This window comes from Streptomyces sp. 8N114, assembly GCF_052245835.1.
Classification (GTDB): domain Bacteria; phylum Actinomycetota; class Actinomycetes; order Streptomycetales; family Streptomycetaceae; genus Streptomyces.
Genome location: NZ_JBQQBT010000004.1, coordinates 20,856 through 43,228 on the forward strand (window position 1 = coordinate 20,856; position 22,373 = coordinate 43,228).

Here is a 22,373-nt window from a genome sequence, read left to right on the forward strand (position 1 = left end):
CCGGTCGGCATGCCTTCCTTCCGGCTTTGCCGCCCGGCTGGGCGCCGGGCAGGCGGCTTACCCCCTGGCCGGCTCACCGTCGTGGGGGAGGGGCACCTCCCAGACGATGCGGGTGCCGGGACCTGTACCGGACGCCGAATCGGTGCCCGGACCCGGCGTCACGGTCAGCGTGCCGCCGAGCAGCTCGGCCCGCGACCGCATGTTGGCGAGCCCTCCGGAGTGCGAGGCGGCACCGCTGACCACGGCGTCGTCGAGTCCCACACCGTCGTCGACGACGGTGAGTGAGATCGTCGCGCCGACCTGCAGCGTCACGTCCACCCGGCGTGCCCGCGCGTGCCGCACGATGTTGCTCAGCGCCTCGGCCAGCACCGCGCCCACCTGTTCGGCCGCCTCCACCGGCACGTTGGTGTCGACGGGTCCCTCCATCCGCAGGGACGGCAGGAAACCGAGCCGCTCGGCAGCGTCGCTGACGGCCTTGGCCAGGGTCCTGCGCAGACTGGTGCCGGGATCCGCAGCGCCCTCCCCGGAGGTGCGCAGCGCGAAGATGGTGGAGCGGATGATCTTGATGGTTTCGTCGAGGTCGTCCACGGCCCGGTTCACCCGTTCCGCCGCCTCGGTCCGCTCGATGAGCCGCCCCGCGCTCTGCAGCGTCATCCCGGTGGCGAACAGCCGCTGGATGGCCAGATCGTGCAGGTCGCGGGCGATGCGGTCGCGGTCGTGGAGCAGTGCCAGCTGTTCGGACTCGGCGCGGTGCTGCGCCATCTCCAGCGCGAGGGCCGCCTGCGCCGCGAAGTCCTTGAGCAGCTCAACCTCCGTCTCGTCGAACGGCGGCCGTCCCTTGAGCCGGCTCAGCCGCAGCGCACCCGGCGCGTCCTGCTGCGCCAGCAGCGGCACGGCGACGACGGGACCGTGCTCGGCCTCCCCGTCCGGAAATGCGTGGGTACGCGGATCGTTGCCGATGTCCGCCGTCACCGCCGACTCCCCGGTACGGGCCGCGAGCCCCGACAGGGTGTCGTCGTAGGGCACGATCACCCCTGTCTGCTCCTTGGCGACGTCACCGACCGCCACCACGACCCGCAGCGCGTCCGCCCCGCCCTCGGTGTCCGGCAGCAGCACACACGAGGTGTCGGACTGCGCCACCTCCAGCGCCCGCTGCGCGATCAGCCGCAACACCTCGTTCGAGGTCGCACCGCTCAGCAGCAGCCGGGTGATCTCGCCCAGCGCCTCCAGCCACTGCTCGCGGCGCCGGCTCTCCGCGTACAGCCGCGCGTTGTCGACGGCGACCCCGGCGGCGACGGCCAGCGTGGTGACGACCGCCTCGTCGTCCGCGTCGAAGTCCGCACCGCCGCGCTTCTGGGTCAGATAGAGGTTGCCGAAGACCTCGTCCCGCACCCGCACGGGCACGCCCAGGAACGTGCGCATCGGCGGATGGTGCGCGGGGAAGCCCTGGCTGGCCGGGTGCGCCGCCAGGTCGGTGAGCCGTAACGGCCGTGGATGGCGGATCAGTTCGCCGAGCACACCGTGCCCCGACGGCAACGGGCCGATGCGCGCGGCCTGTTCGGCCGAGATGCCCACGGGCAGGAAGGTCGACAGCCGCTGCCCGTCGCCGATGACGCCCAGCGCGCCGTACTCGGCGTCGGTCAGCGCCAGCGCCGCCTCCACGATGCGGCGCAGCACCTGGGACAGATCCAGCTCCCGCCCGACGCTGAGCACGGCTTCCAGCAGGCTGTGCATCCGGTCCTGGGTCAGGCGTGCGGCGTCCAGCCGCGTCTGGAGCTCGTCCAGCAGCTCGTCCAGCCGGAAGTGGGGCAGCTCCTCGCGGCTCTCCACCCGGTCCTGGGCCCGGTCCGCCTCCCGGTCCGGACGGTGCTGCCCCGCTCTGGCAGCCTCCGACATGCGCACCTCCGTACGCCGTACGACATCCGGGCCCCCGCACGACCCCGGAACCGGCAGTCTACGGCCGAACGGACCTCAGGTCGCCGGTCGTTTCCGGCTCCACCTCGGTACTTCCGTCGCGCGGCCGGGAGTTCGTGCTCCGGTTGCCCGGCTTGACGGGCCGCCGCGTCGGCGGGGAGACCTCCGGCCGGTCACTGGACGGCACGTTCGAGCAGGTACCGAACGGCCCCTACTCTTCGGGCGGTGCGTGCCGCAGGCTGGGAAGGCGTACCGAAGGAGGTCCAGTGCCGGGTTCCGACAGCCTGGGCGGCGTTCCCGCCCGCCCCGCAGCGCCTGTTCGTGTCTTTCTGCTCGACGATCACGAGGTGGTACGGCGAGGGCTGCGCGACCTGCTGGACGGGGAGCCGGATCTGGAGGTCGTCGGCGAGGCGTCCGACGCCGAGGAAGCGCTCACCCGGGTCCCCGCGGTGCGCCCCGATGTCGCGGTGCTGGATGTGCGGCTGGGCAGCGCCGAGCAGGACGGCGACCACTCGGGTATCGAGGTCTGCCGGGAACTGCGCGCCCGGATGCCCGAGTTGGTGTGCCTCATCCTCACCTCCTTCGACGACGACGAGGCGCTGATGGACGCGGTCATGGCGGGCGCCGCGGGCTATGTGCTCAAGCAGATCAAGGGCGCCGACCTGGTCAGCGCGATCCGGACGGTGGCGGACGGCACTCCGCTGCTCGACCCGGGAGCGAGCGGGCGCGTCATGGCGCGTGTCCGGGCCCGGGAGAACCGCGCGGGCCCGCCGGAGCTCGCCCGGCTCACGCCGCGCGAGCGGGAGGTGCTCGCACTGATCGGCGAGGGGCTGACCAACCGCCAGATCGGCGAGCGGCTGTTCCTTGCGGAGAAGACGGTGAAGAACCGGATCTCCGCCATCCTCGGCAAACTCGGCGTCGGCCGCCGCGTCCAGGCAGCCGTCATCGCAGAACGCCTCCGCGACCCCTGACGTCCCGCCCCATCCCGCGTACCCCGCATGGGGGCTGCGCTTGCCCACCCTGCGCCCCTGGCGCAGACTGCCCAAGCCCAGGAAGGGATAGCCCCGTCAGGGGCGCGGGGAACTGCGCGACCAGCCACAACGCACCCGCAGCCTGCGACTGCCGGGAAGGGGCACCCCCTCATCAGCAGCGAGGCACGCTCAAGCGGACCCGCGGAGACGGTCCAGCTCCCGGCGATCGCGCTTGGTGGGGCGCCCCGCGCCCCTCTCGCGGCGGGCGATAACGGGGACCTCCACCGGAGTCGGCGGCGGCGGACTTTTGTCCTCGTAACACGCGACAGCGATTGGCGCCCCCACCCGCTTCTTGATCAGCCGCTTGACGATCACGATCCGCTCGCGCCCTGACTGCCGCACCCGTACCTCGTCCCCCACCCGGAGGGCGTGCGCCGCCTTCACCCGCTCACCGTTGACCTTGACGTGTCCGCCGCGGGCCGCGGTCGCCGCCTGGGAGCGGGTCTTCGTCAGCCGTACGGACCAGATCCAGCTGTCGACCCGTACCGACCCCTCGTCTGCCGTCATGCTCCCGACTTTAGGCGAGCGCGACCGCGTGGGTGTCCCGCTGGGTCTTCCGGGCGGCCCCGCCACCCGGCGAAGAAGCGCCGCAAGGCCGACAATGAGGACATATGGACGCCTCATCTGCGGACCTCGCCACCGGAGCCGCCGCAGCTGCCGCGGAAAACGCGCTCCAGGAGCTCAACCAGCTGGCGCTGCGGACGGTCGCGCGTGCCCGGCACCGTGCGCGCGTCCGGATCGCCGAGGCGAGCCCCGCACACCCCGCGCACTCCGGCCACTCCCAGGACGGGGCGGGGAGCCGGCCGACGACCGGGCCGTTCGCCTACGACGGCGCCGAGACGGCACCGCCCAGCGATGTGGCGGTACTGCCCGGACTCCCGTCCTGGATGCCCGCCGTGCTGGGCGTGCTGCGGGGCAGCTCGACAGTGCTGCGCCCGGAGTACGCCGCGGACGGTACGGTCCGTGACTTCATCGTCGTCGGGGCCAACCACTTCGAGCTGAGCGGGGTGGAGCGCGGCTCCTACGACTTCCTCGGCAAGCGGCTGTCCGAGACCCGGCCGGGCGTCCGTACCAGCGGGATGTACGACGTCTACCGCGCTGCCCTGGACCGCGGCAGCCCCGTCTCCAGCGACACGATCGACTACGTCGACGTCATCGACGGCGTACTCCAGCGTGCCCGGCTGCGCGGCACCGTGACGCTGCTGCCGGACGAGGGGCTGCTGCTGACGAACTGGGAGCCGGTGGGCGAGGCCAGACTCAGCCGCCGTATCCAGGAGCGGGGCCGGATGGGGTGGGCGGAGTGGGATCTGATCACCGGCCGGATGCGCTGGTCGCTGGGGATGCGCGAGCTGCTGGGCCTGGCGGCGCCACCGCCGGAAGGCGTCCCGCTGGAGGGAGCCGACGAGCTGGAGGGCGCCGCTCGCTCGGTGACCTCGGCCAAGGACATCGCGGCCGACCTGCTCACCGTGGGGCGGATGATCGACCCGGCCGACATGCCCGCGTTCGTCGAGGACATGCGTACGCTGCTGGCCGGCGGCGAGGTGCCCGACCGGGAGCTGACCGTCCACGTGCGGGAATCGACGCGGCGGATCCGCTGGCTCGGCCACGCGCAGCCGGAGGGCGCCGAGGTGCCGGAGTCCCTGCTGTTCGCCGCGCGGAACGTCACCGGTCAGGAGGAGCTGCTGAGCCGGGCGCTGAGCGAGACGGAACGGCTGCGCGAGGAGGCGGCGGCCGAACACCGCGTCTCCGAGACCTTCCGCAGGGCGCTCACCCCGCCGCTGGGCGCGCTCACCCCGCCGTGGCTCTCCGTCAGCGCCGCGTATGTGCCCTCCGAATCGGGCGTCGGCGGCGACTGGTACAAGTGCCGCGAGCTGCCCGACGGCCGGGTGCTGCTGGCCGTCGGCGACGCCTCCGGACACGGTGTGGACGCGGCCAGCCGGGCGGTGCAGCAGCGCTCCGCGCTGGCCGGGCTCGCCTACACCGACGAGGACGCGGCCGAGCTGACCATGGCCCTGGGGGAGGTCGTCTACTACGGCGGCCTGGACACCACCGCCACCTGCGTGGTGGGGCACCTGCACCCCGAGTCCCGCGTCTTCCGCTGGGCCAGCGCCGGGCACCCATCGCCGGTGCTCGTCCGGGACGGCGTACCGCGGCTGCTGGAGGCGGAGCACGGCCTGATGCTGGGCGTCACGCCGCACACGCCGTACGCCATCAACGACACGCGGCTGCACTCCGGTGACCTGTTGCTCTGCTACACGGACGGTGTCATCGAACGCCGCGGTATGGACCTGGACGAGGGGGTCGGCGCCCTGCTGGCGGCGGCAGGGGAGTGCGCAGCACGCAGCCGTTCGGCCGAAGGAGCCACGGACTGTCTGGTCTCCACCCTGCTGGCGCAGGAAGCGGAGGACGACGCGACGATCCTCGCTCTGTACCTGTCCTGAGCCCTGCACGTGTCCTGAGAGCCAGGTTCGGCGAGCCTATGAAGCTCCTGGTTCGGCGAGCCCATGGCTCAGCGTGGGTCGGCCCTGCCCCGTTCGTAGCGGCGGACCCTGCGGTAGCCGGTCAGCTCGCCGTCCGGGTCCAGCGACATCTCGTACGAGCCGAGCATGCTGACGCTGTCCGGGATCCGGCGCAGCTCGACGACTTCGATGCACAGCGTCCAGCTCCCGTCGTCGCCTCTGACGACGGAGGAGACCGATTCGGACTCCAGGCCGGTCAGCTCCTCGATGGCCTCCCGCGCCGACCGCAGGACCTGCGCGGTGCCGGGGCCCTTCGCCTCGACGGTCGGCTTCTTCTCACTCATCCGCGGTCCTCCTCCCTCCCCGCTCGTGCCGGGGGGCGCCGGTGGACAGGGCGGGTGCCCGCTGTGGGCGGAGTGAACCGGGCGAGGCCGGGTACCGGTGAGGGGCCGAAGCGCGGCCGGTCAGTCCTCGCCGCGGAAGATGTGCGACTCCGGGTCCCGGTCGCCGGACGTGGCGTGCGGTCCGTAGCCCATGGGGCCGTCCGGGCGGCGCGCCGTCCGCGAGACGTTCACCGTCGGGCGGCGGGGTTCCCGGGCGTTCTCGTCACGGGTCCTCGTCTGATTCTGCTGCACGTGCGATCACCTCCGTTTCAGCTCACGCAGGCGGGTCCCCACGCGCCACGAGGTGAAACGGCGACCCGGACAAAACGGTCACGGGGCCGGAAGAAACCGAGGAGAGCCGATGCCGCACCGCCCGGACGTACTCGAACTGTTCACGGACGCTCACGCGGAGGCCGAACGCCTCGTCACGGCCTACGAGGCGACCCGCGACCCGGAGCGCCGCGCCGCCCTCGCCGAGCAGCTGGCGGCCGGGCTGGAGCGGCACGCACTCGCGGAGGGCCGCGCGCTGCACCCCGTCGTCCGCCGGGTGCTGCCCGATGGTGAGCGGCTCGTCACCGCGGCCCGGCAGCGGTGGGCGGTCGCGTCGGCTACCGCCCAGGAACTTTCGGCGGCCGAGCCTTGCTCGCCGGCCGCCGAGCGCTGGATGAGCACGCTGTTCGATCAGCTCCGCGAGCACGCCGCCCGCGAGGAGGGCGAGCTTTTCCTCCCGCTGCGGGGGCGGCTGCGCCGCCGGGAACGCCGCCGACTGGGTGCCGCCGCGGACCGCTGGCTGAGGGCCGGCTCCCAGGCCGGGTGAGCCTCGGCAAGGGCCCGGCGGGAGGCGGTGGCGCGAGGGCCGGGGGTTTGACCCTTGGGGTGAGGGCTACCCGTGCTGGGCCGCACGGGAGTTGACCCGTGAAGCCAAGCCAGAAAGCGGCGCCAACAGCGAAGGAGGCTCTGCCTCATGACTGTCGCTCCGGCACAGCAACAAGGCGGCGGAACCGGCAATCTCTACGACGTACTGGAACTCGTCCTCGATCGCGGATTGGTGATCGACGCGTTCGTACGGGTGTCCCTCGTCGGCATCGAGATCCTCAAGATCGACGTCCGGGTCGTGGTCGCCAGCGTCGACACGTACCTGAAGTTCGCCGAGGCGTGCAACCGCCTGGACCTCGAGTCGGGCCGCAACAAGAGCCCCGGCCTGCCCGACGTCGTCGGACAGGTCACCGAGTCCGGGGCCAAGGGAAAGACCAAGGGCGCGCTCAGCGGCGCGGCACAGACCGTGTCCGACGCGTTCCAGCAGGCGCGTGACGAGTCCAAGGAGGGCAGTACGCGACGGCGCACCACCACCCGCAAGAAGGAGGAGCCGGAGTGAGTACCTACGTCTACGGCATCACCCGGACCCCGGCCCCACCCCTGCGCGACGGCCTGACCGGCGTGGGCGACCCGCCCGGCGCGGTACGGGTGCTGGAGCGGGACGGCTTGGTGGCGGTGGTCGGTGACGCGCCCGACGACCTGCGGCCGAAGCGCCGCGAGCTCCTCGCCCACCAGCAGGTCCTGGCGGAGGTGAACGCCGAGCGGGTGGTCCTGCCGATGCGCTTCGGCAGCGTCTCGGAGGACGACGCCACCGTCGGCGAGGTGCTTCTGGAGCGGGCCGAGCACTTCCTGGAACGCCTCGACACGCTCGAAGGCAAGGTCGAGTACAACATCAAGGCCAGCCACAACCAGGAGGCCGTGCTGCACGTCGTGCTGGCGGAGCAGCCCGAACTGCGCGCGGAGAGCGAGGCCAACCGCGCGGCAGGCGGCGGCAGCCACGAGCAGAAGCTGGCGCTCGGCGAGAAGGTCGCCCGTGCCGTGCAGGCCCGGGAGCCCGTCGACGCGGCCCTGCTGCGCCGTGCGCTGGAGCCGCTGGCGGCCGAGGTGAGCGAGGGCCCGCAGAGCGCGGGCTGGCTGACGAACCTCTCCGTCCTGGTCGACCGGGAAGCGGCCGACGAACTGCTGTCCGCCGTCGAGGAGCTGGGCATCTCCGCACCGCAGCTGGACCTGAAGGTGAACGGTCCGCTGCCGCCCTACAGCTTCGTCGAGAAGACCGACGCCTCCGCCGATGTGACCACCGGCGCCCGGACCGCACCGGCGACCGGCTGACGGACCGGCGGACCGACGGACCGACGGACCGACGGATCGGCCGAGGGCCGAGGGCCGACGGGCGCAGGACGCCGGTGGACGCCGGTGGACGCGGACGGACGCCCACGGACGCCGACGGAGGCCAGGGAGGTCGACATGGGGCTGATCAGCGAACTGCTGCTGTTGCCCGCTGCCCCGCTGCGCGGCACCGCCTGGGTGCTGCGGCAGGTACAGGAGGAGGCGGAGCGCCAGTACCGCGACCCGGCCACCGTCCAGCGCGAGCTCGCGGAAGCGGAGCGGCAGTTGCTCGACGGCGAGATCGACGATGCCGAGTTCGACCGCCGTGAGGACGAGCTCCTCGCGCGGTTGGAGAACGGGAACCCATGGACATGAACGACAGACTGACGACGGCGCTCGCCGTCGCCCCTTCCCCGGGCCGCGTTCGAGACGCCGCGGGGCGTGAGCGCCCGTGACGACGCCGAACAGACTGCCCGAGCGCTACGAGGGCGGCAGCAGCGCGAACCTCGCCGACATCCTCGAACGGGTCCTCGACAAGGGCGTGGTGATCGCGGGTGACATCCGCATCAACCTGCTCGACATCGAGCTGCTGACCATCAAGCTCCGGCTGATCGTCGCCTCCGTCGACAAGGCCAAGGAAATGGGCATCGACTGGTGGGAGACCGATCCCGCGCTCAGCTCCAACGCCCGGCGGGGCGAACTGTCCGAGGAGAACGACCGGTTGCGGCGGCGCATCGCCGAGCTGGAACAGCGTGCCCCGGACCGCCCGGAGCCGGAGGGAGAACGCCATGAACACGGTGAGCGCCATGAACGGTGAACTGCGGTACGTCTACGCGGTGACAGCGCCCCTGGAGGCGCCCTTGGCTGACGGTGTACGGGGCGTTTGCGGCTCCGCCCCGTACACCGTCCACCACGCCGGACTGCGGGCCGTCGTCAGCCGGGTCCCCGAGGCGGACTTCGCCGAGGAGCCGCTGCGTGCGCATCTGGAGGACCTCGGGTGGCTGGAGGAGACGGCGAGGGCCCACCAGGCGGTGGTGGACGCGCTCACCGCACTGACCTGTCCCCTCCCGCTCCGTCTGGCCACCGTCTACCGCGACGACGACGGGGTCCGGCGCGCCCTGGAGGCGGGCAGGGAGCACTTCCTGCACACCCTCGACCGGCTGGCGGGTCGCGTCGAGTGGGGCGTGAAGGTCTACGCACAGCAAGAGCCCGGACCCGCCGCCGTGTCGGCGCCCGCCGCGACGAGCGGGCGGGAGTTCCTGCGCCGCCGCAGGGAGGAGGTCACCTCGCGGGAGAACGCGCTGCAGGAGGCCGAGGAGCTCGGCCGCACTCTTCATGCGGCGCTCGCCGCGCAGGCCGAGGACGTGCGGGTGCACCCCGCACAGAACCCGCAGCTCTCCCGGACGCCCGGGCAGAACCTGCTCAACGCGGCCTATCTGGTGCCCCGCGACCGGTCGGAGGAGTTCGTCACCCGCGTGGAGCGGCTCGGCGCGCACGACCCCTCCGTCCGGGTCGAGCTGACCGGCCCGTGGGCGCCGTACTCCTTCGCGGCACCCGACGCGCCGGACCGGCAGCGGGAGGTCAGCCATGACGGCGCCGTCTCCTGAGCCGTACGAGCCGTACGAGCCCTACGAGCCCTGTGCGCCGCGCGGGCCGGTGGCTGTCGACTCCCAGCAGCCGCTGGCCCGGCGGCAGGTCGCGCTGGTCGATCTGCTGGACCGGCTGCTGGGTACCGGAGCCGTCCTCACCGGGTCGCTCACCCTGGGGATCGCCGACGTGGACCTGGTACGGATCGACCTGCGGGCCCTGATCAGCTCGGTCAACGCACATGTCCCCTCGCCCTGGGAGGGAGGGCAGCCGCTGTGACACGAGTGCCTGAGCCACGGGCCTCCGCGACCCGCCGGCTCGATTTCGACCCCGACACGGTGGAGCACGACCTGGCCGCGCTGGTGCTGACCGTCGTCGAACTGCTGCGGCAACTGGTGGAGCGGCAGGCCCTGCGCCGGGTGGAGGTCGGGGACCTGGACGAGGACCAGGAGGAGCGGATCGGGATGACGCTCCTGCTGCTGGAGGACCGTATGGAGCTGCTGCGGGAACGCTTCGGGCTGACGCCGGAGGAGCTGAACCTGGATCTCGGCCCGCTGGGTCCCCTGCTGCCTACCGACCGATGACGCCCGAAGCTGTTAGACCTCGGATATGAACGACGCGTTCTACTCTTCGCTGGGCCAGGGCTGGCCACAGGTGGCCGACCTCGCCCTCGCTTTCTTCCTGACCTCGCTGATCGGCCTGGAGCGGCGGGCCAAGCACAAGAGCGCGGGGCTGCGCACCCACGCGCTGGTGGGGCTCGGCGCCGCGCTCTTCATGCTGGTCAGCAAGTACGGCTTCGCGGATCTGATGGGCAGGGAGGACATCTCCATCGACCCGTCCCGGGTCGCGGCCCAGGTGGTCTCCGGCGTCGGGTTCCTCGGTGGTGGCGTCATCTTCGTACACCGCAACGTGGTGCGCGGACTGACGACGGCGGCGATCGTATGGGTCTCGGCCGCGGTCGGGATGGCCTGCGGCGCGGGGCTGCCGCTGCTGGCGGTCGCGACGGTGGCCATGCACTTCCTCACGGTGTGGGGCTTCACCAAGATCAGCGACCGGCTGCCTGGCGTGGAGCCCGGTCATCTGCGGCTCACCTACGAGGAGGGCCGGGGCGTGCTGCGCAACACGCTGGAGATGTGTACGGAGCGTGGCTTCGTGGTGACCGAGACCAACGTCGAGCAGGTGGGTGAGCCGCGTCCGGAGCTCGCCAAGCTCACCCTCGCCGTGTCGGGGTCCGGCTCGGTGCCGGAGCTGGTGGGCGAGCTGATGACGGTCCCCGGGGTGCTCGCGGTCAACGGCCGCGCGGCGCCAGGTGCGCGAGACGGATACTGAGCGTCTGGTGTCGCTCAGATGTTCGCCTTCGGGGCCGGGCCAGGTTTCCTTTCGTCGACCACGGAAACCCCGGTTGGTGACACCGCGAGCCGAAGGGGGCTGAGCACATGAACGCGGACGTCATGGGGACGGCCATGGATGTCGCCGCCCGCGACCATCTGGTGGGCCTGGTGCCGGGGCTCATCGGGCTGTTCATCGTGGCCGCACTGATCGGCGCCGTCTGGCTCGGCATCCGGATCAAGAACCGTGAACCCGAACTGCCGGACCCCGAACAGCAGCCGCACCTCCCGGACACCGGACCGACCGAGGAGATCACGGGGAACCGCGAGCCGGACGAGATGCCTCGGGACGGGATCCGCCGGCTGCCGCACAGCGGTGTGCACGACTACGGCGATCGAGAGGATCACCCCGGCGAGCCGCCGACGCGTAAGAAGTGGGAGCCCGGCAAGAGCGGATCCTTCGGCAGCGGTGGGCCGGGCTGAGGCCCGCGCGCTTCGGACAGGGGCACCCCCTTACCGGAACACCGGCGGGCCCCCTCACTTGCCGATGCCCAGCGTCATCCCCGTGATGATGCGGCGGGAGAGCCAGCCGTACAGCAGCAGCATGGGAGCCACGATCAGACACAGCCCGGCGAACATTCCGCCCCAGTCGGCGCCCCGGTACTGCTGCTCACCGATGAACCGCGCAAGCACCAGCGGCAGCGTGAAGTTGTCGTTGCTCTGCATGAGCGACAGCGCGAACAGCGTCTCGTTCCAGTTGTTGATCAGCTGGAGGAGGAAGGCGGTGATCAGCCCGGAGCGGGCCAGCGGCAGCACGATCTGCCAGAAGGTGCGGGCGGGCGAGGCCCCGTCCAGGGCCGCCGCCTCCTCCAGCTCACCGGGCAGCGAGCGGAAGAATCCGGTCAGCAGGAAGACCGTGAACGGCATCGCCAGTCCCACGTACACCAGGAACAGCCCAGGCAGCGTGTCCACCATGTTCACCTCGGTGAGCATGAAGAACACCGGGATCAGCAGCACCTGCCCCGGCACACCGAGCCCCAGGACGAACAGCATGGTCAACGGCCCGGCGAGGGCGTTCAGACGGCGGCTGAGCGCATAGGCGGCCGGGGCCGCCAGCACCACGGCCACCAGTGCCGCCGAGCCGCTGACCAGCACGCTGTTGACCGCGGCCCGCCCGAAGCCGGAGTCGAACGCCGTGCGGTAGTTGGACAGCTGCCACGGGTCGGGCAGTGCCCAGGGCCGGTCGAAGATCGCCCGGGAGTCCCGCAGCGAGGTCAGCACCATCCATGCGAGCAGCAGCAGACCGGCCGCGACGGAGAGCCAGATCAGCCCGAGCCCGACGGCGCGCGCGGGGCTCGTGCGGGCGGAGCGCATGAGAGGTGCGGTCACCGGCTCTCCTCGGGTTCGGCGGTACGCGGTACGCGGCGGGACTCGGTACGGGGGACTCAGTACTCGACGGGGTCGCGGCGCATCAGACGGCGCAGCAGCGCGGTGAAGACGGCGACCAGCAGCAGGCTGGTGATCCCGGCAGCGCAGACCGTGCCGAACTGCGGGATGTCCGAGCCGGTGAACGCGTTGCGGTAGATGTACAGGGCGCTCGTCCAGGTCTCGATGGGCGGGGCACTGGTGGTGAAGGTCCCGCCGAAGACGAGCACCAGCTCGAAGACCTTCACCGAGCTGATCGTCCACAGCACGGCGCACACGGTCACCACATCCCAGCTCAGCGGCAGTGTGATGTGCCAGAACTTGCGGAAGGCCCCGGCGCCGGCCAGCTCCGCGTCCTCGTACAGATACCCGGGGATGTTGTCGACGGCGGCCATGAGGATGGCGACGTAGAAGCCGGTGGAGGTGCCCACCATCGTGGCCATGATCAGGAGAAAGACGTTGTCGCTCCCCAGCCACTTGGGCGGATCGTCCACCCCCAGCCCGGCCAGCGCCGAGTTGACCAGCCCGCCCGGGTTGAAGAGGAAGCCCGCCAGCACGCCGAAGACCATCGCGTTGACGATGTGCGGGAAGAAGATGACGGCCCGTACGAACCGCCTGCCCGCCATCTCCCGCAGCACCATCGTCAGCGCGAACGCCAGCACGAAGACGGCCAGCCCGACGAACACCAGGATCTTGAAGGTGTTCACCATCGAGGTACGGAAGTAGGGGTCGTCCACCAGCGCCTGGTAGCTGCCCAGGCCGTTCCACTCCATCGCGGAGTAGCCGTCCCAGCTGTGGAAGCTGGTCCACAGGCCGAACAGCAGCGGGCCGAGGTAGAAGACGGCCAGGAACAGCAGCGCCGGGATCACGAACGGCCAGAACAGCCGCCGCCGTCTGAGCGCCAGCGGCGCATCGCGTCCTGCCGCACCCGGCGGCTGCCGCGCCTGTGCCTGCTTACGGCCCGCGGTCAGCACCGTCATCAGCGGTGCGCCTTCGCATAGGAGACGTGCAGCTTCTTCATCTCGGCGACGAACTCCTCCGGGCCGGCCTCGCCGAAGAACAGCTTCTTGTACGCCGGGTAGAGGGCCTTGTCGGTGTACGAGGTCACCGAGCCGGGCAGCTGCTCGCGCGAGGGCGTGGACTCCATCTGCTGCTGGACGTCCCGCAGTACGGGCGGCGCCGCGATGTCGGGGCGCGGGGTGATGTTGTCCGCCTCGGTGGCGATACCGCGCAGCCGCTTCTTCGCCATGAAGTACGAGATGAACTTCTCGGCCGCTGCGGCGTTCTTGGCCTGCTTGGGCACCGCGAAGCCGAACACCCGCACGTCGGTGGCGTTCCGCCGGTCGGCCATGGTGTCCGCGGCGGAGGGGAAAGGCGCCGCCCGGAAGTCGAAGCCCTTCCCGGCGAACTTCCGGGTCTCGGTGGGCAGCCAGCTGCCGTTCAGGTTGAACGCCGCCTTGCCCTGCGCCCAGCGGTTCTGCTGCTCGGGGTACTTGCTCGCGTCGTACCCCTTGAGCAGATAGCCCTCCTCGACCAGTTCGTGGATCTTCTCCGCCGCCTCCTTGACCGCCGGATCGTCCCAGCCCTTGCCGGAGGGGTCGGTGATGGCCTTCTTCATGACGCCGTCGCCGCCGATCCGGTCGGCCAGATAGTCCAGCCACCAGATGATGTAGACGGGCTGGTCGCCGTCGGCCGAGATGCAGGCGCGGCCCTTGGCCTTGAGCTTCGTGCAGACCTCCAGCAGTTCGCCCCAGGTCTTCGGGGGCCGTACGTCCTTGTCGGCCGCGTTGTACCAGAGGTTGACGGAGGTGACCTCGTAGGGGACGAGCCATCTGTTGCTGCCGCCTGGCAGCTTGCGGAGATAGTCCAGATAGCTCATCTTCAGCGCCTTGGACAGCGGCTTCTTCTCGCCGGTCGCGGGCCGGTCGAAGACGGCGGACAGGTCCTTGGCCCGGCCGGTCCGCACCAGCGTGGGGTAGAGCTTGTCGTCGGACTGGTCCACCAGGTCGGGCACCTTGCCGGTGGTCAGCGTGGGCGCGAGCTTCTCCAGCACGGTGCGGCCCTGCCACTGCACGGTCACCTTGATGCCGGTGTCCGCGGTGAAGTCCTTGATGGCGGACTTGAGTACGGCCGCCTGCGGCTCGTTCTCGGTCCACATGGACCAGTAGGTCAGGCTCTTGCCGTCGCCGCCGTCCGCGCCGCATCCCGTCAGTGAGCTGAGGACGGCCGTCGCCGCCAGTGCTACGGCGGCCGTGCGAGTTCCGGTGTGCGTCATGGGCCCTCCCGGCGAGGCGCGCGGTCCGTCTCCCCGGCGCCTCGGCCAGGACGCGCGAGATTGATGCGGACAGATCAATTGATCCCGCGCATCCCGGTCGGGGTCAAGACACGTGCGGAGAAGTCCAGTTGTGCGGACCGCTTGTCCAAGCCGGTGCCACTGGTCGGTGCCAATGGCGCTGCCGGTGCCGGTTGTGGTGCCCGGGGCTCACTCGTCGGGGGTGAGCAGTGCCGCGAGTGGTCCCGTGATGTCGGTGCGGCTCGGCGGGGCCGCCGCGGCGAGGGAGTGCAGCAGCAGACCGTCGAGCACGCGCGAGAGCGCCCGCGCCGTCCGCTCGTCCGTGTGTGCGCCCAGCACCTCGCGCTCGGTCTCCGCGTACAGCAGCGCGGAGTCGCGCAGTTCGGGCCGCCGCATGGCGGCGGCCGACAGCTCGAAGGAGAGGGCCAGCGCGGCGCGGTCCTCGCGCAGCAGCGTCTCCACCAGGTCGGCCAGCGCCTCGACCAGCTCGGCGCGGGAGATCTCACCCAGTCCGGCACCCCAGGTGTGCAGCCGGCGTGCGTAGCGCTCGCTGAGCCTGCGGATGGCCGCGTCGAGCAGGTCGTTCAGCGTGGCGAAGTAGTACGTGGTCGAGCCGAGCGGGACGTCCGCCTCGCGGGCGACCGCGCGGTGGCTGAGCCCCGCGATGCCGCCCTCCAGCAGAATCCGCTCGGTGGCGGCCATGATCCGCTCCCGGCGCCTGGGGTCGGCCGGCCCGCGCTTGGCTCCCATCGGCGTTGCCCGTCTTTCTCCGTTCCGGCGGTTTTTGTGTACCGTAGTGCACAGATTTATGTACGGCCGTACACAAAATTCGGTTGACGGGGAAGAACGGAGATGCTGCGCCATGGTGCAGGAGACGACCACGAGGGCGGGGGCCCGCGAGTGGGCCGGGCTGCTGATCCTCACCCTGCCCGTGCTGTTGATCGCGATAGACCTCACCGTCCTCGGCTTCGCCGTCCCCGCGCTCAGCGAGGACCTCGCCCCGTCCAGCACCCAACTGCTGTGGACCGTGGACATCTACTCGTTCGTGCTGGCCGGGCTGCTGGTGACCATGGGCACCCTCGGCGACCGAATAGGCAGGCGCAAGCTGCTGATGGCCGGCTGCGCCGGATTCGGCGTGGCCTCCGCGCTCGCCGCCTACGCCCCCAGCGCAGGGGCGCTCATCGCGGCCCGCGTCCTGCTCGGCGTGGCGGGCGCGACGCTGATGCCTTCCACCCTCTCGCTGCTGCGCAGCATGTTCGGTGACGAGCGCCAGCGGCTGGTCGCCGTCGCCGCCTGGGGCTCGGCCTTCAACGCAGGTTCGGCGCTCGGCCCCGTCGTCGGCGGGCTGCTCCTGGAGCACTTCTGGTGGGGCTCGGTCTTCCTGATCAACCTCCCGCTGGTGCTGCTCGCGCTGATCGGGCTGCCGTTGCTGGTGCCCGAGACGAAGGACCCCGCTCCGGGCCGCTTCGACCTGCCGAGCGCCGCCCTCACCCTGCTGACGGTGCTGCCCGTCGTCTACGCCATCAAGACCTTCGCGCACGGCGACGAGTTGGAAGCCCTGCCGTTCCTCGCCGCGGGACTGGTCCTCGGCACCGTGTTCGTACGCCGTCAGCGCACTCTCGCCGACCCGCTGATCGACATCTCGCTCTTCCGCGTCCGCCACTTCTCCGCCGCGATCGTCACCAATGTGCTGGTGGTGTTCGTGATGGCCGGATCGCTGTTCTTCCTCCCGCAGTTCCTCCAGCTCTCCGCGGGCCTGTCGCCGCTGCGCGGCGGGCTGATGCTGCTGCCAGGCACCGCCCTCGCGGTGGCCTCCGGATTCTTCGCGGCTGCCGCGGCCCGGCGCACCGGCGTACGGCAGCTGATCACCGCCGGGCTGGCGACTGCGGCGCTCGGCTTCGCGGCGCTCACGGCGCTGCCGCTGGGGCACGGGGTGGCCGTGGTGGTCCTCGCCTTCTGTCTGGTGAGTCTGGGGGTGAGCACGGTGATGACGCTCACCAACAGCATGGTGCTCAGCACCGTTCCCCCCGAGCGTGCGGGCGCCGCCTCCGCCGTCTCCGAGACCGGCATCGAGCTGGGCGGGGCACTCGGCGTCGCCGTCCTGGGCAGCGTGCTCTCCTCCGCGTACCGGATGAGCCTCGACCCGGTGGACGGGGTGCCCGCGCGGGTGCTGGACGCGGCCCGCGAGACGCTCGGCAACGCCGTGGCCGCCGCCGCGCGACTGGGCGGGGACCCCGGCCGCGAGCTGGCCGCCGAGGCCAAGTCCGCCTTCGCGGGCGGCATCCAGTTCACCGGGCTGGCCGGTGCGGGCTTGCTCGCGGTGGCCGCGGCCTTGGCGTGGGTGCTGCTGCGGCCCCGGCCGGAGGAGGGCCCCGGCGGATCTTGCGCGCCCCGTGAGGGGCGCGGGGATCAGCTCACCCGCAGCCCGCAACCATCGGGCAGTGGCACCCCCTCATCGTCGTAGGAGAGGCGGCCGGCGAGCGAGGGCGCCGCGCGGCGGGCCCCCTCCCGCGCATGTGCGGTCCCTCCCGCGGCCGGCGGGAAATGCACCCGTACCGGGGACGGACCGCTGCGTCGAACGGCCCAAGCCGCCCGCGTGCCGCGTCCGCCCGGCGGCTCTCACACGGTGCGCGGCCGCACGATCGTGCCATGACTCAGGTCGCACGAAAGAGACGGGCGGCGGCCCCACTGGCCGCGCTGCTGTGTGCCGTGGTGCTCGCCGGTGGCGCCCCGCAGGCGGTGGGGAACGCCCCCGCGAAGGGCGCAGCCGAGGCGGCGCAACCGCTGCCGGCCCGGATCGCCTCGCTCTACCGGGAGGCCGCTGCCGCCTCGGCGCGCTACGAGGCCGCCAACCGCAGGGCGGCGGCACAGCGCGCGGCGGTCGCCCGGGCCGGACGGGCCGTCGCCAGAGGCGAGGACCGGCTGCGGCGGCTGCACCGGCAACTGGGCGCGGTGGCCCGCAGCCAGTACCAGCAGGGCAGCTGGGCGCCCACCACCCGGCTGCTGATGACGGGTTCGCCGGACACCCTGCTCGACAAGCTCCGCTCGCAGCGCCAGGGCGATCACGCCTTCCGGCGGCTGCTGTACACCACCAAGGTCACCCAGCGGCGCCTCGTCCGGGACCGCGCTGACCGGCGGACGCAGTTGGGCAGGCTCAATGCCGAGGCCGAGCGGCAGCGGCGGGCCAAGCGCGCCGTCGAACAGCGGCTGGCGAAGGCCAGGGAGCGGCTGCGGGAGGCACGGAAGGAACGCGCCGCGCGAGCCGCGGGCCCGATCTCCCGGGCGGCGCTCGGGGCGGAGCCCGGCTCCGGCGGCTGCTCGTACAGCCCGCCGCCCGCGCACCGGGCCGGGAGCGGCGCTGCATGGGTGGCGCCTGTCAAGGACTACACGCTGTCGGCGGGCTTCGCCTCTTCGGGCAAGCGCTGGGCGAACAGCCACACCGGGCAGGACTTCGCGGTCGGCATCGGCACCCCCGTACGGGCCGCCGGGGCGGGCACCGTCGTCAGGACGCGATGCGGCGGGCCCTTCGGCAATCACCTCGTCATCAGGCACCCCAACGGCTACTACACCCAGTACGCGCACCTGTCCCGTCTCCAGACCAGGCCGGGCGACCAGGTGCGGGCGGGGGAGCGGATCGGCCTCTCCGGCAACACGGGCAACTCGACAGGCCCGCACCTGCACTTCGAGGTACGCGTCACCCCCGAGGACGGCTCGGGCATCGACCCGGTGCCGTGGCTGCGGAGTCGGGGGGTGGATGTCTGAATCGAGGGCGCCGCGGCCGGGGCCCTCACCTGCGACAGATAACTGACGACGAGAGGGGGCGCCCCCCGTGGGGCGCCCCCTCCCTGGGCGGCGGCACCGGTCACGCGGCGGCCAACGCTTCCGTCGGCGGCAGCCGCGCAGCCCGCACGGCGGGATAGAACCCCGCGAGCCCGCCGATCACCAGCGTGGCGCTCACGCCGCCCGCCATCGCCCAGACCGGTACCACGGACGGCCAGCCCTGGTATGCCGCGTACCCCGTGGTGACGCCGATACCGAGCAGCACCCCGCCGATCCCGCCGAGCGCGGACAGCAGTTGGGACTCGCACAGGAACTGGCCCCGGATCTGGCCCCGGGTGGCCCCCAGCGCACGGCGCAGCCCGATCTCCGAGCGCCGTTCCAGCACGGAGATCACCATGGTGTTGGCGACTCCCACTCCGCCGACGAGCAGTGCCACGGCGCCCAGACCCAGGAGCAGCCCGCTCAGCGTGTCGTCGGACGCCTCCTTGGCGGCCAGCGCGTCCGAGGGCCGGGAGACCGTCACCTCGTTGGGACTCTCCGGGTTGGCCGTCGCCCCCAGCAGCTCCTGCACCTGGCCGACCGCCGACTCCTCCGCGCGGGTGTGCACGGTCGTCGGGTAGCCGTCGAAGTCCAGGTACCGCGCCGCCGCTTCCCAGCCCACCAGCGCGCCGGCGTCCAGGTCCGGGGCGAGTTCGTTGGGCGCCAGGATGCCCACGACGGTGAACCACCGATCGCCCAGCCACACCTGAGTGTCCCGGCCCGTGGTGTGGATGCCCAGGTGCTCGGCCGCCTTGGGACCGAGCACCACGGCCGGATAGCGCGAGTTGGCCGCGTTCAGCCAGCGGCCCGCCGTCAGCCGGGCCCCCACCGTGGCCGGCAGATCGGTCCGCGCCGCGACGACGGAGATGCCGCCGGTCTCCTCCTCGGGTATCCGGTCGCTGCGGAAGACCTTGGCGTCCGTCTTCCCCACCGCGGAGACCGACTCCACCTGCGGCATCCGGCCGATCATGTCCACCGCGCTCCTCGGCAGCCGGGCCTCCTCCCCGGAGAAGGACTGCCCCGGCGTGACGGTGAGCAGATTGGTGCCCAGCGCGTCCAGCTTCCGGTTCAGGTCCTCTCTGCTGGAGGTGGAGATTCCGACCACGCCGACCATGGCGGCGATGCCGATGGCGATGCCCAGCGCCGACAGGAACACCCGCATCGGGCGTGCACGCAGCCCGGATCCGCCCACTCGCAGCACGTCGGCGAGGCTCATCCGCGCGGCGCGCGGCGCGGTACCGGTCGTACGCTGCTTCATCGGGCGACCTCCGCCCCCGCCGCCGAGTCGTACGCCGAGCCGTGCGCCGAGTCGTGCTCGATCCGCCCGTCCCGCAGCCGCACCTCGCGCGGCAACGAAGCGGCGATGTCCCGGTCGTGGGTGATGACGACCACCGTCGTGCCCGCGCGGTGCAGCCCGTGCAGCAGATCCAGTACGGCCGTGCCCGAACGGGAATCCAGCGCACCCGTCGGCTCGTCCGCCAGCAGCAACGGCGGATCGCCCAGCACCGCTCGCGCGATCGCCACCCGCTGCTTCTCGCCGCCGGAGAGCTCGTGCGGCCTGTGCCACAACCGGTGCCCCAACCCGACCCCGCGCAGCGCTGCTTCGGCGGCCCGCCGCCGCTCGCCGCGCGAGGTGCCGCTGTAGAGCAGCCCGTCGGCGACGCTGTCCAGGGCCGGTACACCGGGGGAGAGATGGAACTGCTGGAAGACGAAGCCGATCGTCCTGGCACGCAGCGCGGACAACTCGCGGTCGGACAGCGCCGCCACGTCGTGCCCGTCGATGCGCACCGTGCCCCGGGACGGCCGGCTGAGGGTGCCCATGATGTTGAGCAGCGTCGACTTGCCCGACCCCGAAGGACCGACGATGGCGAGCAGTTCGCCCCTGGCCACGGTGAGGTCGGCGCCGCCGAGCGCCACCACATCGCCGTACCGCTGCTGGACGCCGGCCAGCTCCACCACCGTGCGGCCGGCCGGCGGGAGCAGGGGCGCTGGCCGCGGCGGGGGTGCGGAGCGGGCACGGGTCGCCGTCATCGGGGCACCCCCACGTCGAGCCCCTCCTTGACGCCCTTCCCGGACACCTCCACCTTGCCGTCCGCGAACATGCCCAGCTGCACCGGAATCCGGCGCGACCGCCCGTCCGCGCCCCTGGTCTCGACCGCATAGCCGCCACCTGGCTGGGCGAGCAGCGCGTTGACCGGCACCGCGAGCACGTTCTCGCGGGTCTGCGCCTCGAGGACCACATCCACCGAGGCCGCCTGATACCGGCCCAGCTTCTGCTGCGAGCCGACTTTCAGCTCGACGGGCAGCGTCGCCTCCTCCGCGTCGCCCTCCTCGCCGCCGCTTCCTGCGGAGTCCCCACCGCCGGACGCCTCCTGAGCGCTGGAGGGGGTGCCGATGTCGGTCACCTCTGCCTCCGCCGTGCCGCCGTCCGGCAACCGGACCGTCGCCTTGGTGCCCTTCTTCACCAGGCTCTCCAGCCCCGCCTCCAGGTCGACCTCCACGATCCGGTCGGTCCCCGTCCAGGTCAGCGCCTCGCCCCCGGCCAGCGCCCCCGGCGAGGTCTGCTGCTCGGCGACGCGGCGCGCCCCGGAGGCCACCACGGCGTCGCCGGGGGCGACCTCGCCCGTCTCCTCGCGGTGCATGTCGTCCTGCCAGTCGCGGACGGCTTCCGCCGTACCGCCCGTGAACGTGTCATCGGCGGTGAAGCCGCTGTAGCCGAGCTTCGCGAGGTTCTGCTCCAGCGTCCGCACGTCGTCCCCCTCCACGCCGGTGCGCATCGTGCGGTAGAACGGCTTGGCGCCGTACAGCAGGGGCACTTTGTGCTCGTCCACGCTGTAGACGGTGTCCCCGCGGGAGAGGGTGGCGCCCTCCTCGGGCAGCCAGGTGATGATCTCCCCGTCCCCGTCCCCGTCCCCGTCCCCGTCCCCGCTCCCGCCCGCGCCCGCGGAGCTCCCCGTGTCCCCGCCGGGCTGCTGCCCCGACCCCGAACCGCCGCTGTCCTCCCGGCCGTCGGTGGCCGCCTGCTGGACCGTCGTCGGCGTACCGAAGCCGAGCGTGCCGTCCACGGTCTCCGTGCGGGTGAGCGTGGTGCGCTCCACCGGCGCCGTCCTGCGGGGGCCCGTGGCGCGGGACGCCTCGGCGTTCTCCCCGTCGCCGCCGAAGGCACCGGTCGCCGCCACCCCGGCGGCGCCCACCGCCGTGACGGCGGCCAGCACCAGCAACGAGACCCGCAACGGACGCCGCGAGCCCCGCCCCCGCACGGGTCCCGCGGCTCCGCCGTCGTCGGTGCTCCCGGCTGCGCCGCCCTCGCCGGTGCTGCTCCCGCTGTCGGGCACCGGCACCGCGTCGGACACGGTCACTTCGGGCCGCCGCCCTTCATCTGGATGCCGCCGCCCGGGTACTTGCCGCGGCACGCCTTCTGGGCGTCCTGGAACGCCTTGCCACCGGGTTCGATGCCGGTGCCCGCCAGGTCGATCTGCATGGCGCTGCCGTTGATCGCTGGGTCGGGGAAGTCGTCGAGCCCGTTCTCGCGCATGCACTTGGCCCAGGCGGCGACCTTCGCCGAGTCCAGCGGCTTGCCCCCGCCGCCGTCCATCTGCGGCGCCTTGTCGCGGCACGCCTGCTCCGCCTCCTTGAACGCCGCGGAGTCGCGGTCTACGCCCGCGCCGCCGATGCGGACGCCGCCGCCTTCCTGCTTGGGGTCGGGGAAGTCCTTGACGCCGTTGTCGCGCATGCACTGCGCGTACTCCAGCGCCTTGTCGAACTGCTTGCCCGCGCCGCCGCGGGCACCGTCCTCGCCGGCGGCCTTGCCGGACGAGCCGTCCTTGGCCGCGTCGTCGGAGCCGGACGAGTCGCCGCCGCAGCCGGTGAGCAGCGCACCCGCCAGCAGTACCGCTGCCGCGGGGAGGGTTCGGATCAGAGATCGGTCACGAGTGATGAACATGCGGTGAGTTCTACGCCGCAGCCGGTTACACCACGGGAACGGCGGCTGT

At 72.1% G+C, this 22,373-nt stretch carries 26 protein-coding genes; 14 read left to right on the forward strand and 12 right to left on the reverse strand.

From position 1 onward, the window contains the following. Nucleotides 1-57: 57 nt before the first annotated feature. Entirely contained in the window at nucleotides 58-1,896 is a 1,839-nt protein-coding gene (locus tag ACTWQF_RS10885) for a GAF domain-containing protein (protein ID WP_443278986.1), read from the reverse strand. Between the two features lie 284 nt (nucleotides 1,897-2,180). Between ACTWQF_RS10885 and ACTWQF_RS10890 the strand changes: the two genes are divergently transcribed. Beyond that, nucleotides 2,181-2,885, forward strand: coding sequence for a response regulator (locus tag ACTWQF_RS10890; protein WP_443278987.1), 705 nt, complete (start codon nucleotides 2,181-2,183; stop codon nucleotides 2,883-2,885). 189 nt (nucleotides 2,886-3,074) lie between these two features. On the opposite strand, the gene ACTWQF_RS10895 is transcribed toward ACTWQF_RS10890, so the two are convergent. Further along, the gene (locus ACTWQF_RS10895; protein ID WP_443278988.1) at nucleotides 3,075-3,452 is read right to left on the reverse strand and encodes an RNA-binding S4 domain-containing protein; all 378 of its coding nucleotides are present in this window, start codon (nucleotides 3,450-3,452) and stop codon (nucleotides 3,075-3,077) included. Nucleotides 3,453-3,556: 104 nt separating this feature from the next. On the opposite strand from ACTWQF_RS10895, the gene ACTWQF_RS10900 reads away from it, so the two are divergent. After that, the gene (locus ACTWQF_RS10900; protein ID WP_443278989.1) at nucleotides 3,557-5,386 is read left to right on the forward strand and encodes a PP2C family protein-serine/threonine phosphatase; all 1,830 of its coding nucleotides are present in this window, start codon (nucleotides 3,557-3,559) and stop codon (nucleotides 5,384-5,386) included. 68 nt (nucleotides 5,387-5,454) lie between these two features. Here ACTWQF_RS10900 and gvpO read toward each other — a convergent pair whose 3' ends face one another. Both gvpO and ACTWQF_RS10910 read right to left on the reverse strand, forming a co-directional pair. Beyond that, a complete protein-coding gene (gene gvpO, locus ACTWQF_RS10905; RefSeq protein ID WP_443278990.1) occupies nucleotides 5,455-5,748 on the reverse strand; it encodes a gas vesicle protein GvpO in 294 nt (97 codons plus the stop codon). Nucleotides 5,749-5,868: 120 nt separating this feature from the next. Then, nucleotides 5,869-6,039, reverse strand: coding sequence for a hypothetical protein (locus tag ACTWQF_RS10910; protein ID WP_443278991.1), 171 nt, complete (start codon nucleotides 6,037-6,039; stop codon nucleotides 5,869-5,871). Between the two features lie 109 nt (nucleotides 6,040-6,148). Between ACTWQF_RS10910 and ACTWQF_RS10915 the strand changes: the two genes are divergently transcribed. The 10 genes from ACTWQF_RS10915 (at nucleotide 6,149) to ACTWQF_RS10960 (ending at nucleotide 11,327) form a co-directional block, all read left to right on the forward strand. Continuing rightward, complete coding sequence (locus tag ACTWQF_RS10915) at nucleotides 6,149-6,604, forward strand: hemerythrin domain-containing protein (RefSeq protein ID WP_443278992.1); 456 nt, start codon at nucleotides 6,149-6,151, stop codon at nucleotides 6,602-6,604. A gap of 147 nt (nucleotides 6,605-6,751) precedes the next feature. Beyond that, complete coding sequence (locus ACTWQF_RS10920) at nucleotides 6,752-7,162, forward strand: gas vesicle structural protein GvpA (protein ID WP_443278993.1); 411 nt, start codon at nucleotides 6,752-6,754, stop codon at nucleotides 7,160-7,162. Continuing rightward, nucleotides 7,159-7,932 (forward strand): GvpL/GvpF family gas vesicle protein, encoded by a 774-nt coding sequence (locus ACTWQF_RS10925; protein ID WP_443278994.1) that lies wholly within the window; start codon nucleotides 7,159-7,161, stop codon nucleotides 7,930-7,932. The genes ACTWQF_RS10920 and ACTWQF_RS10925 overlap by 4 nt, the downstream gene beginning before the upstream one ends. A 135-nt stretch (nucleotides 7,933-8,067) precedes the next feature. Then, nucleotides 8,068-8,304: a gas vesicle protein GvpG gene (locus tag ACTWQF_RS10930; RefSeq protein WP_443278995.1), complete on the forward strand. Its 237-nt coding sequence runs from the start codon at nucleotides 8,068-8,070 to the stop codon at nucleotides 8,302-8,304. A 76-nt stretch (nucleotides 8,305-8,380) separates the two neighbouring features. Continuing rightward, a complete protein-coding gene (locus tag ACTWQF_RS10935) occupies nucleotides 8,381-8,746 on the forward strand; it encodes a gas vesicle protein (RefSeq protein WP_443278996.1) in 366 nt (121 codons plus the stop codon). Beyond that, on the forward strand, nucleotides 8,718-9,536 hold the full coding sequence (locus ACTWQF_RS10940) for a GvpL/GvpF family gas vesicle protein (RefSeq protein ID WP_443278997.1): 819 nt from the start codon (nucleotides 8,718-8,720) through the stop codon (nucleotides 9,534-9,536). Before ACTWQF_RS10935 ends, ACTWQF_RS10940 begins: the two co-directional genes overlap by 29 nt. A gap of 73 nt (nucleotides 9,537-9,609) precedes the next feature. Further along, nucleotides 9,610-9,795 carry a gas vesicle protein gene (locus tag ACTWQF_RS10945; RefSeq protein WP_443247494.1) on the forward strand — a complete coding sequence of 62 codons (186 nt, stop codon included), beginning with the start codon at nucleotides 9,610-9,612 and terminating at the stop codon, nucleotides 9,793-9,795. Further along, nucleotides 9,792-10,100, forward strand: coding sequence for a gas vesicle protein K (locus ACTWQF_RS10950; RefSeq protein ID WP_443278998.1), 309 nt, complete (start codon nucleotides 9,792-9,794; stop codon nucleotides 10,098-10,100). The genes ACTWQF_RS10945 and ACTWQF_RS10950 overlap by 4 nt, the downstream gene beginning before the upstream one ends. A 25-nt stretch (nucleotides 10,101-10,125) precedes the next feature. Then, complete coding sequence (locus ACTWQF_RS10955; protein WP_443278999.1) at nucleotides 10,126-10,845, forward strand: MgtC/SapB family protein; 720 nt, start codon at nucleotides 10,126-10,128, stop codon at nucleotides 10,843-10,845. 107 nt (nucleotides 10,846-10,952) lie between these two features. Further along, nucleotides 10,953-11,327 carry a DUF6479 family protein gene (locus ACTWQF_RS10960; RefSeq protein WP_443279000.1) on the forward strand — a complete coding sequence of 125 codons (375 nt, stop codon included), beginning with the start codon at nucleotides 10,953-10,955 and terminating at the stop codon, nucleotides 11,325-11,327. Between the two features lie 54 nt (nucleotides 11,328-11,381). Here ACTWQF_RS10960 and ACTWQF_RS10965 read toward each other — a convergent pair whose 3' ends face one another. The 4 genes from ACTWQF_RS10965 to ACTWQF_RS10980 all read right to left on the reverse strand — a co-directional run bounded on the left by ACTWQF_RS10965 (nucleotide 11,382) and on the right by ACTWQF_RS10980 (nucleotide 15,264). After that, nucleotides 11,382-12,233 carry a carbohydrate ABC transporter permease gene (locus tag ACTWQF_RS10965; RefSeq protein WP_443279001.1) on the reverse strand — a complete coding sequence of 284 codons (852 nt, stop codon included), beginning with the start codon at nucleotides 12,231-12,233 and terminating at the stop codon, nucleotides 11,382-11,384. 56 nt (nucleotides 12,234-12,289) lie between these two features. Further along, entirely contained in the window at nucleotides 12,290-13,249 is a 960-nt protein-coding gene (locus ACTWQF_RS10970; protein ID WP_443279002.1) for a carbohydrate ABC transporter permease, read from the reverse strand. Continuing rightward, the gene (locus tag ACTWQF_RS10975) at nucleotides 13,249-14,544 is read right to left on the reverse strand and encodes an ABC transporter substrate-binding protein (protein ID WP_443279003.1); all 1,296 of its coding nucleotides are present in this window, start codon (nucleotides 14,542-14,544) and stop codon (nucleotides 13,249-13,251) included. The genes ACTWQF_RS10970 and ACTWQF_RS10975 overlap by 1 nt, the downstream gene beginning before the upstream one ends. A gap of 207 nt (nucleotides 14,545-14,751) precedes the next feature. Further along, nucleotides 14,752-15,264 (reverse strand): TetR/AcrR family transcriptional regulator, encoded by a 513-nt coding sequence (locus ACTWQF_RS10980; RefSeq protein WP_443279004.1) that lies wholly within the window; start codon nucleotides 15,262-15,264, stop codon nucleotides 14,752-14,754. Nucleotides 15,265-15,424: 160 nt separating this feature from the next. Here ACTWQF_RS10980 and ACTWQF_RS10985 point away from each other — a divergent pair, with 160 nt between their 5' ends. Together ACTWQF_RS10985 and ACTWQF_RS10990 are read left to right on the forward strand one after the other, a co-directional pair. Then, nucleotides 15,425-17,026, forward strand: coding sequence for an MFS transporter (locus tag ACTWQF_RS10985; RefSeq protein ID WP_443279005.1), 1,602 nt, complete (start codon nucleotides 15,425-15,427; stop codon nucleotides 17,024-17,026). Between the two features lie 185 nt (nucleotides 17,027-17,211). Next, a complete protein-coding gene (locus tag ACTWQF_RS10990) occupies nucleotides 17,212-18,324 on the forward strand; it encodes a M23 family metallopeptidase (protein ID WP_443279006.1) in 1,113 nt (370 codons plus the stop codon). A 100-nt stretch (nucleotides 18,325-18,424) separates the two neighbouring features. On the opposite strand, the gene ACTWQF_RS10995 is transcribed toward ACTWQF_RS10990, so the two are convergent. The 4 genes from ACTWQF_RS10995 to ACTWQF_RS11010 all read right to left on the reverse strand — a co-directional run bounded on the left by ACTWQF_RS10995 (nucleotide 18,425) and on the right by ACTWQF_RS11010 (nucleotide 22,324). Continuing rightward, nucleotides 18,425-19,639, reverse strand: coding sequence for an ABC transporter permease (locus ACTWQF_RS10995; RefSeq protein WP_443279007.1), 1,215 nt, complete (start codon nucleotides 19,637-19,639; stop codon nucleotides 18,425-18,427). Continuing rightward, nucleotides 19,636-20,340, reverse strand: a complete 705-nt coding sequence (locus ACTWQF_RS11000) for an ABC transporter ATP-binding protein (protein WP_443279468.1) — start codon at nucleotides 20,338-20,340, stop codon at nucleotides 19,636-19,638. Before ACTWQF_RS11000 ends, ACTWQF_RS10995 begins: the two co-directional genes overlap by 4 nt. Before the next feature lie 68 nt (nucleotides 20,341-20,408). Further along, a complete protein-coding gene (locus tag ACTWQF_RS11005; protein WP_443279008.1) occupies nucleotides 20,409-21,740 on the reverse strand; it encodes a peptidoglycan-binding protein in 1,332 nt (443 codons plus the stop codon). Continuing rightward, on the reverse strand, nucleotides 21,737-22,324 hold the full coding sequence (locus tag ACTWQF_RS11010) for a hypothetical protein (protein ID WP_443279009.1): 588 nt from the start codon (nucleotides 22,322-22,324) through the stop codon (nucleotides 21,737-21,739). Before ACTWQF_RS11010 ends, ACTWQF_RS11005 begins: the two co-directional genes overlap by 4 nt. Nucleotides 22,325-22,373 lie beyond the last annotated feature (49 nt).

Bases quoted from the DNA above. Each gene is read 5' to 3' on its own strand.
- ACTWQF_RS10900 (WP_443278989.1), top strand. From the start codon at position 3,557: ATGGACGCCTCATCTGCGGACCTCGCCACCGGAGCCGCCGCAGCTGCC.
- ACTWQF_RS10980 (WP_443279004.1), bottom strand. From the start codon at position 15,264: ATGGCCGCCACCGAGCGGATTCTGCTGGAGGGCGGCATCGCGGGGCTC.
- ACTWQF_RS10960 (WP_443279000.1), top strand. From the start codon at position 10,953: ATGAACGCGGACGTCATGGGGACGGCCATGGATGTCGCCGCCCGCGAC.
- ACTWQF_RS10955 (WP_443278999.1), top strand. From the start codon at position 10,126: ATGAACGACGCGTTCTACTCTTCGCTGGGCCAGGGCTGGCCACAGGTG.
- ACTWQF_RS10990 (WP_443279006.1), top strand. From the start codon at position 17,212: ATGACTCAGGTCGCACGAAAGAGACGGGCGGCGGCCCCACTGGCCGCG.
- ACTWQF_RS10985 (WP_443279005.1), top strand. From the start codon at position 15,425: ATGGTGCAGGAGACGACCACGAGGGCGGGGGCCCGCGAGTGGGCCGGG.
- ACTWQF_RS10915 (WP_443278992.1), top strand. From the start codon at position 6,149: ATGCCGCACCGCCCGGACGTACTCGAACTGTTCACGGACGCTCACGCG.
- ACTWQF_RS10930 (WP_443278995.1), top strand. From the start codon at position 8,068: ATGGGGCTGATCAGCGAACTGCTGCTGTTGCCCGCTGCCCCGCTGCGC.
- ACTWQF_RS11010 (WP_443279009.1), bottom strand. From the start codon at position 22,324: ATGTTCATCACTCGTGACCGATCTCTGATCCGAACCCTCCCCGCGGCA.
- ACTWQF_RS10970 (WP_443279002.1), bottom strand. From the start codon at position 13,249: ATGACGGTGCTGACCGCGGGCCGTAAGCAGGCACAGGCGCGGCAGCCG.
- ACTWQF_RS10995 (WP_443279007.1), bottom strand. From the start codon at position 19,639: ATGAAGCAGCGTACGACCGGTACCGCGCCGCGCGCCGCGCGGATGAGC.
- ACTWQF_RS10940 (WP_443278997.1), top strand. From the start codon at position 8,718: ATGAACACGGTGAGCGCCATGAACGGTGAACTGCGGTACGTCTACGCG.
- ACTWQF_RS10885 (WP_443278986.1), bottom strand. From the start codon at position 1,896: ATGTCGGAGGCTGCCAGAGCGGGGCAGCACCGTCCGGACCGGGAGGCG.
- ACTWQF_RS10975 (WP_443279003.1), bottom strand. From the start codon at position 14,544: ATGACGCACACCGGAACTCGCACGGCCGCCGTAGCACTGGCGGCGACG.
- ACTWQF_RS10920 (WP_443278993.1), top strand. From the start codon at position 6,752: ATGACTGTCGCTCCGGCACAGCAACAAGGCGGCGGAACCGGCAATCTC.
- gvpO (WP_443278990.1), bottom strand. From the start codon at position 5,748: ATGAGTGAGAAGAAGCCGACCGTCGAGGCGAAGGGCCCCGGCACCGCG.
- ACTWQF_RS10895 (WP_443278988.1), bottom strand. From the start codon at position 3,452: ATGACGGCAGACGAGGGGTCGGTACGGGTCGACAGCTGGATCTGGTCC.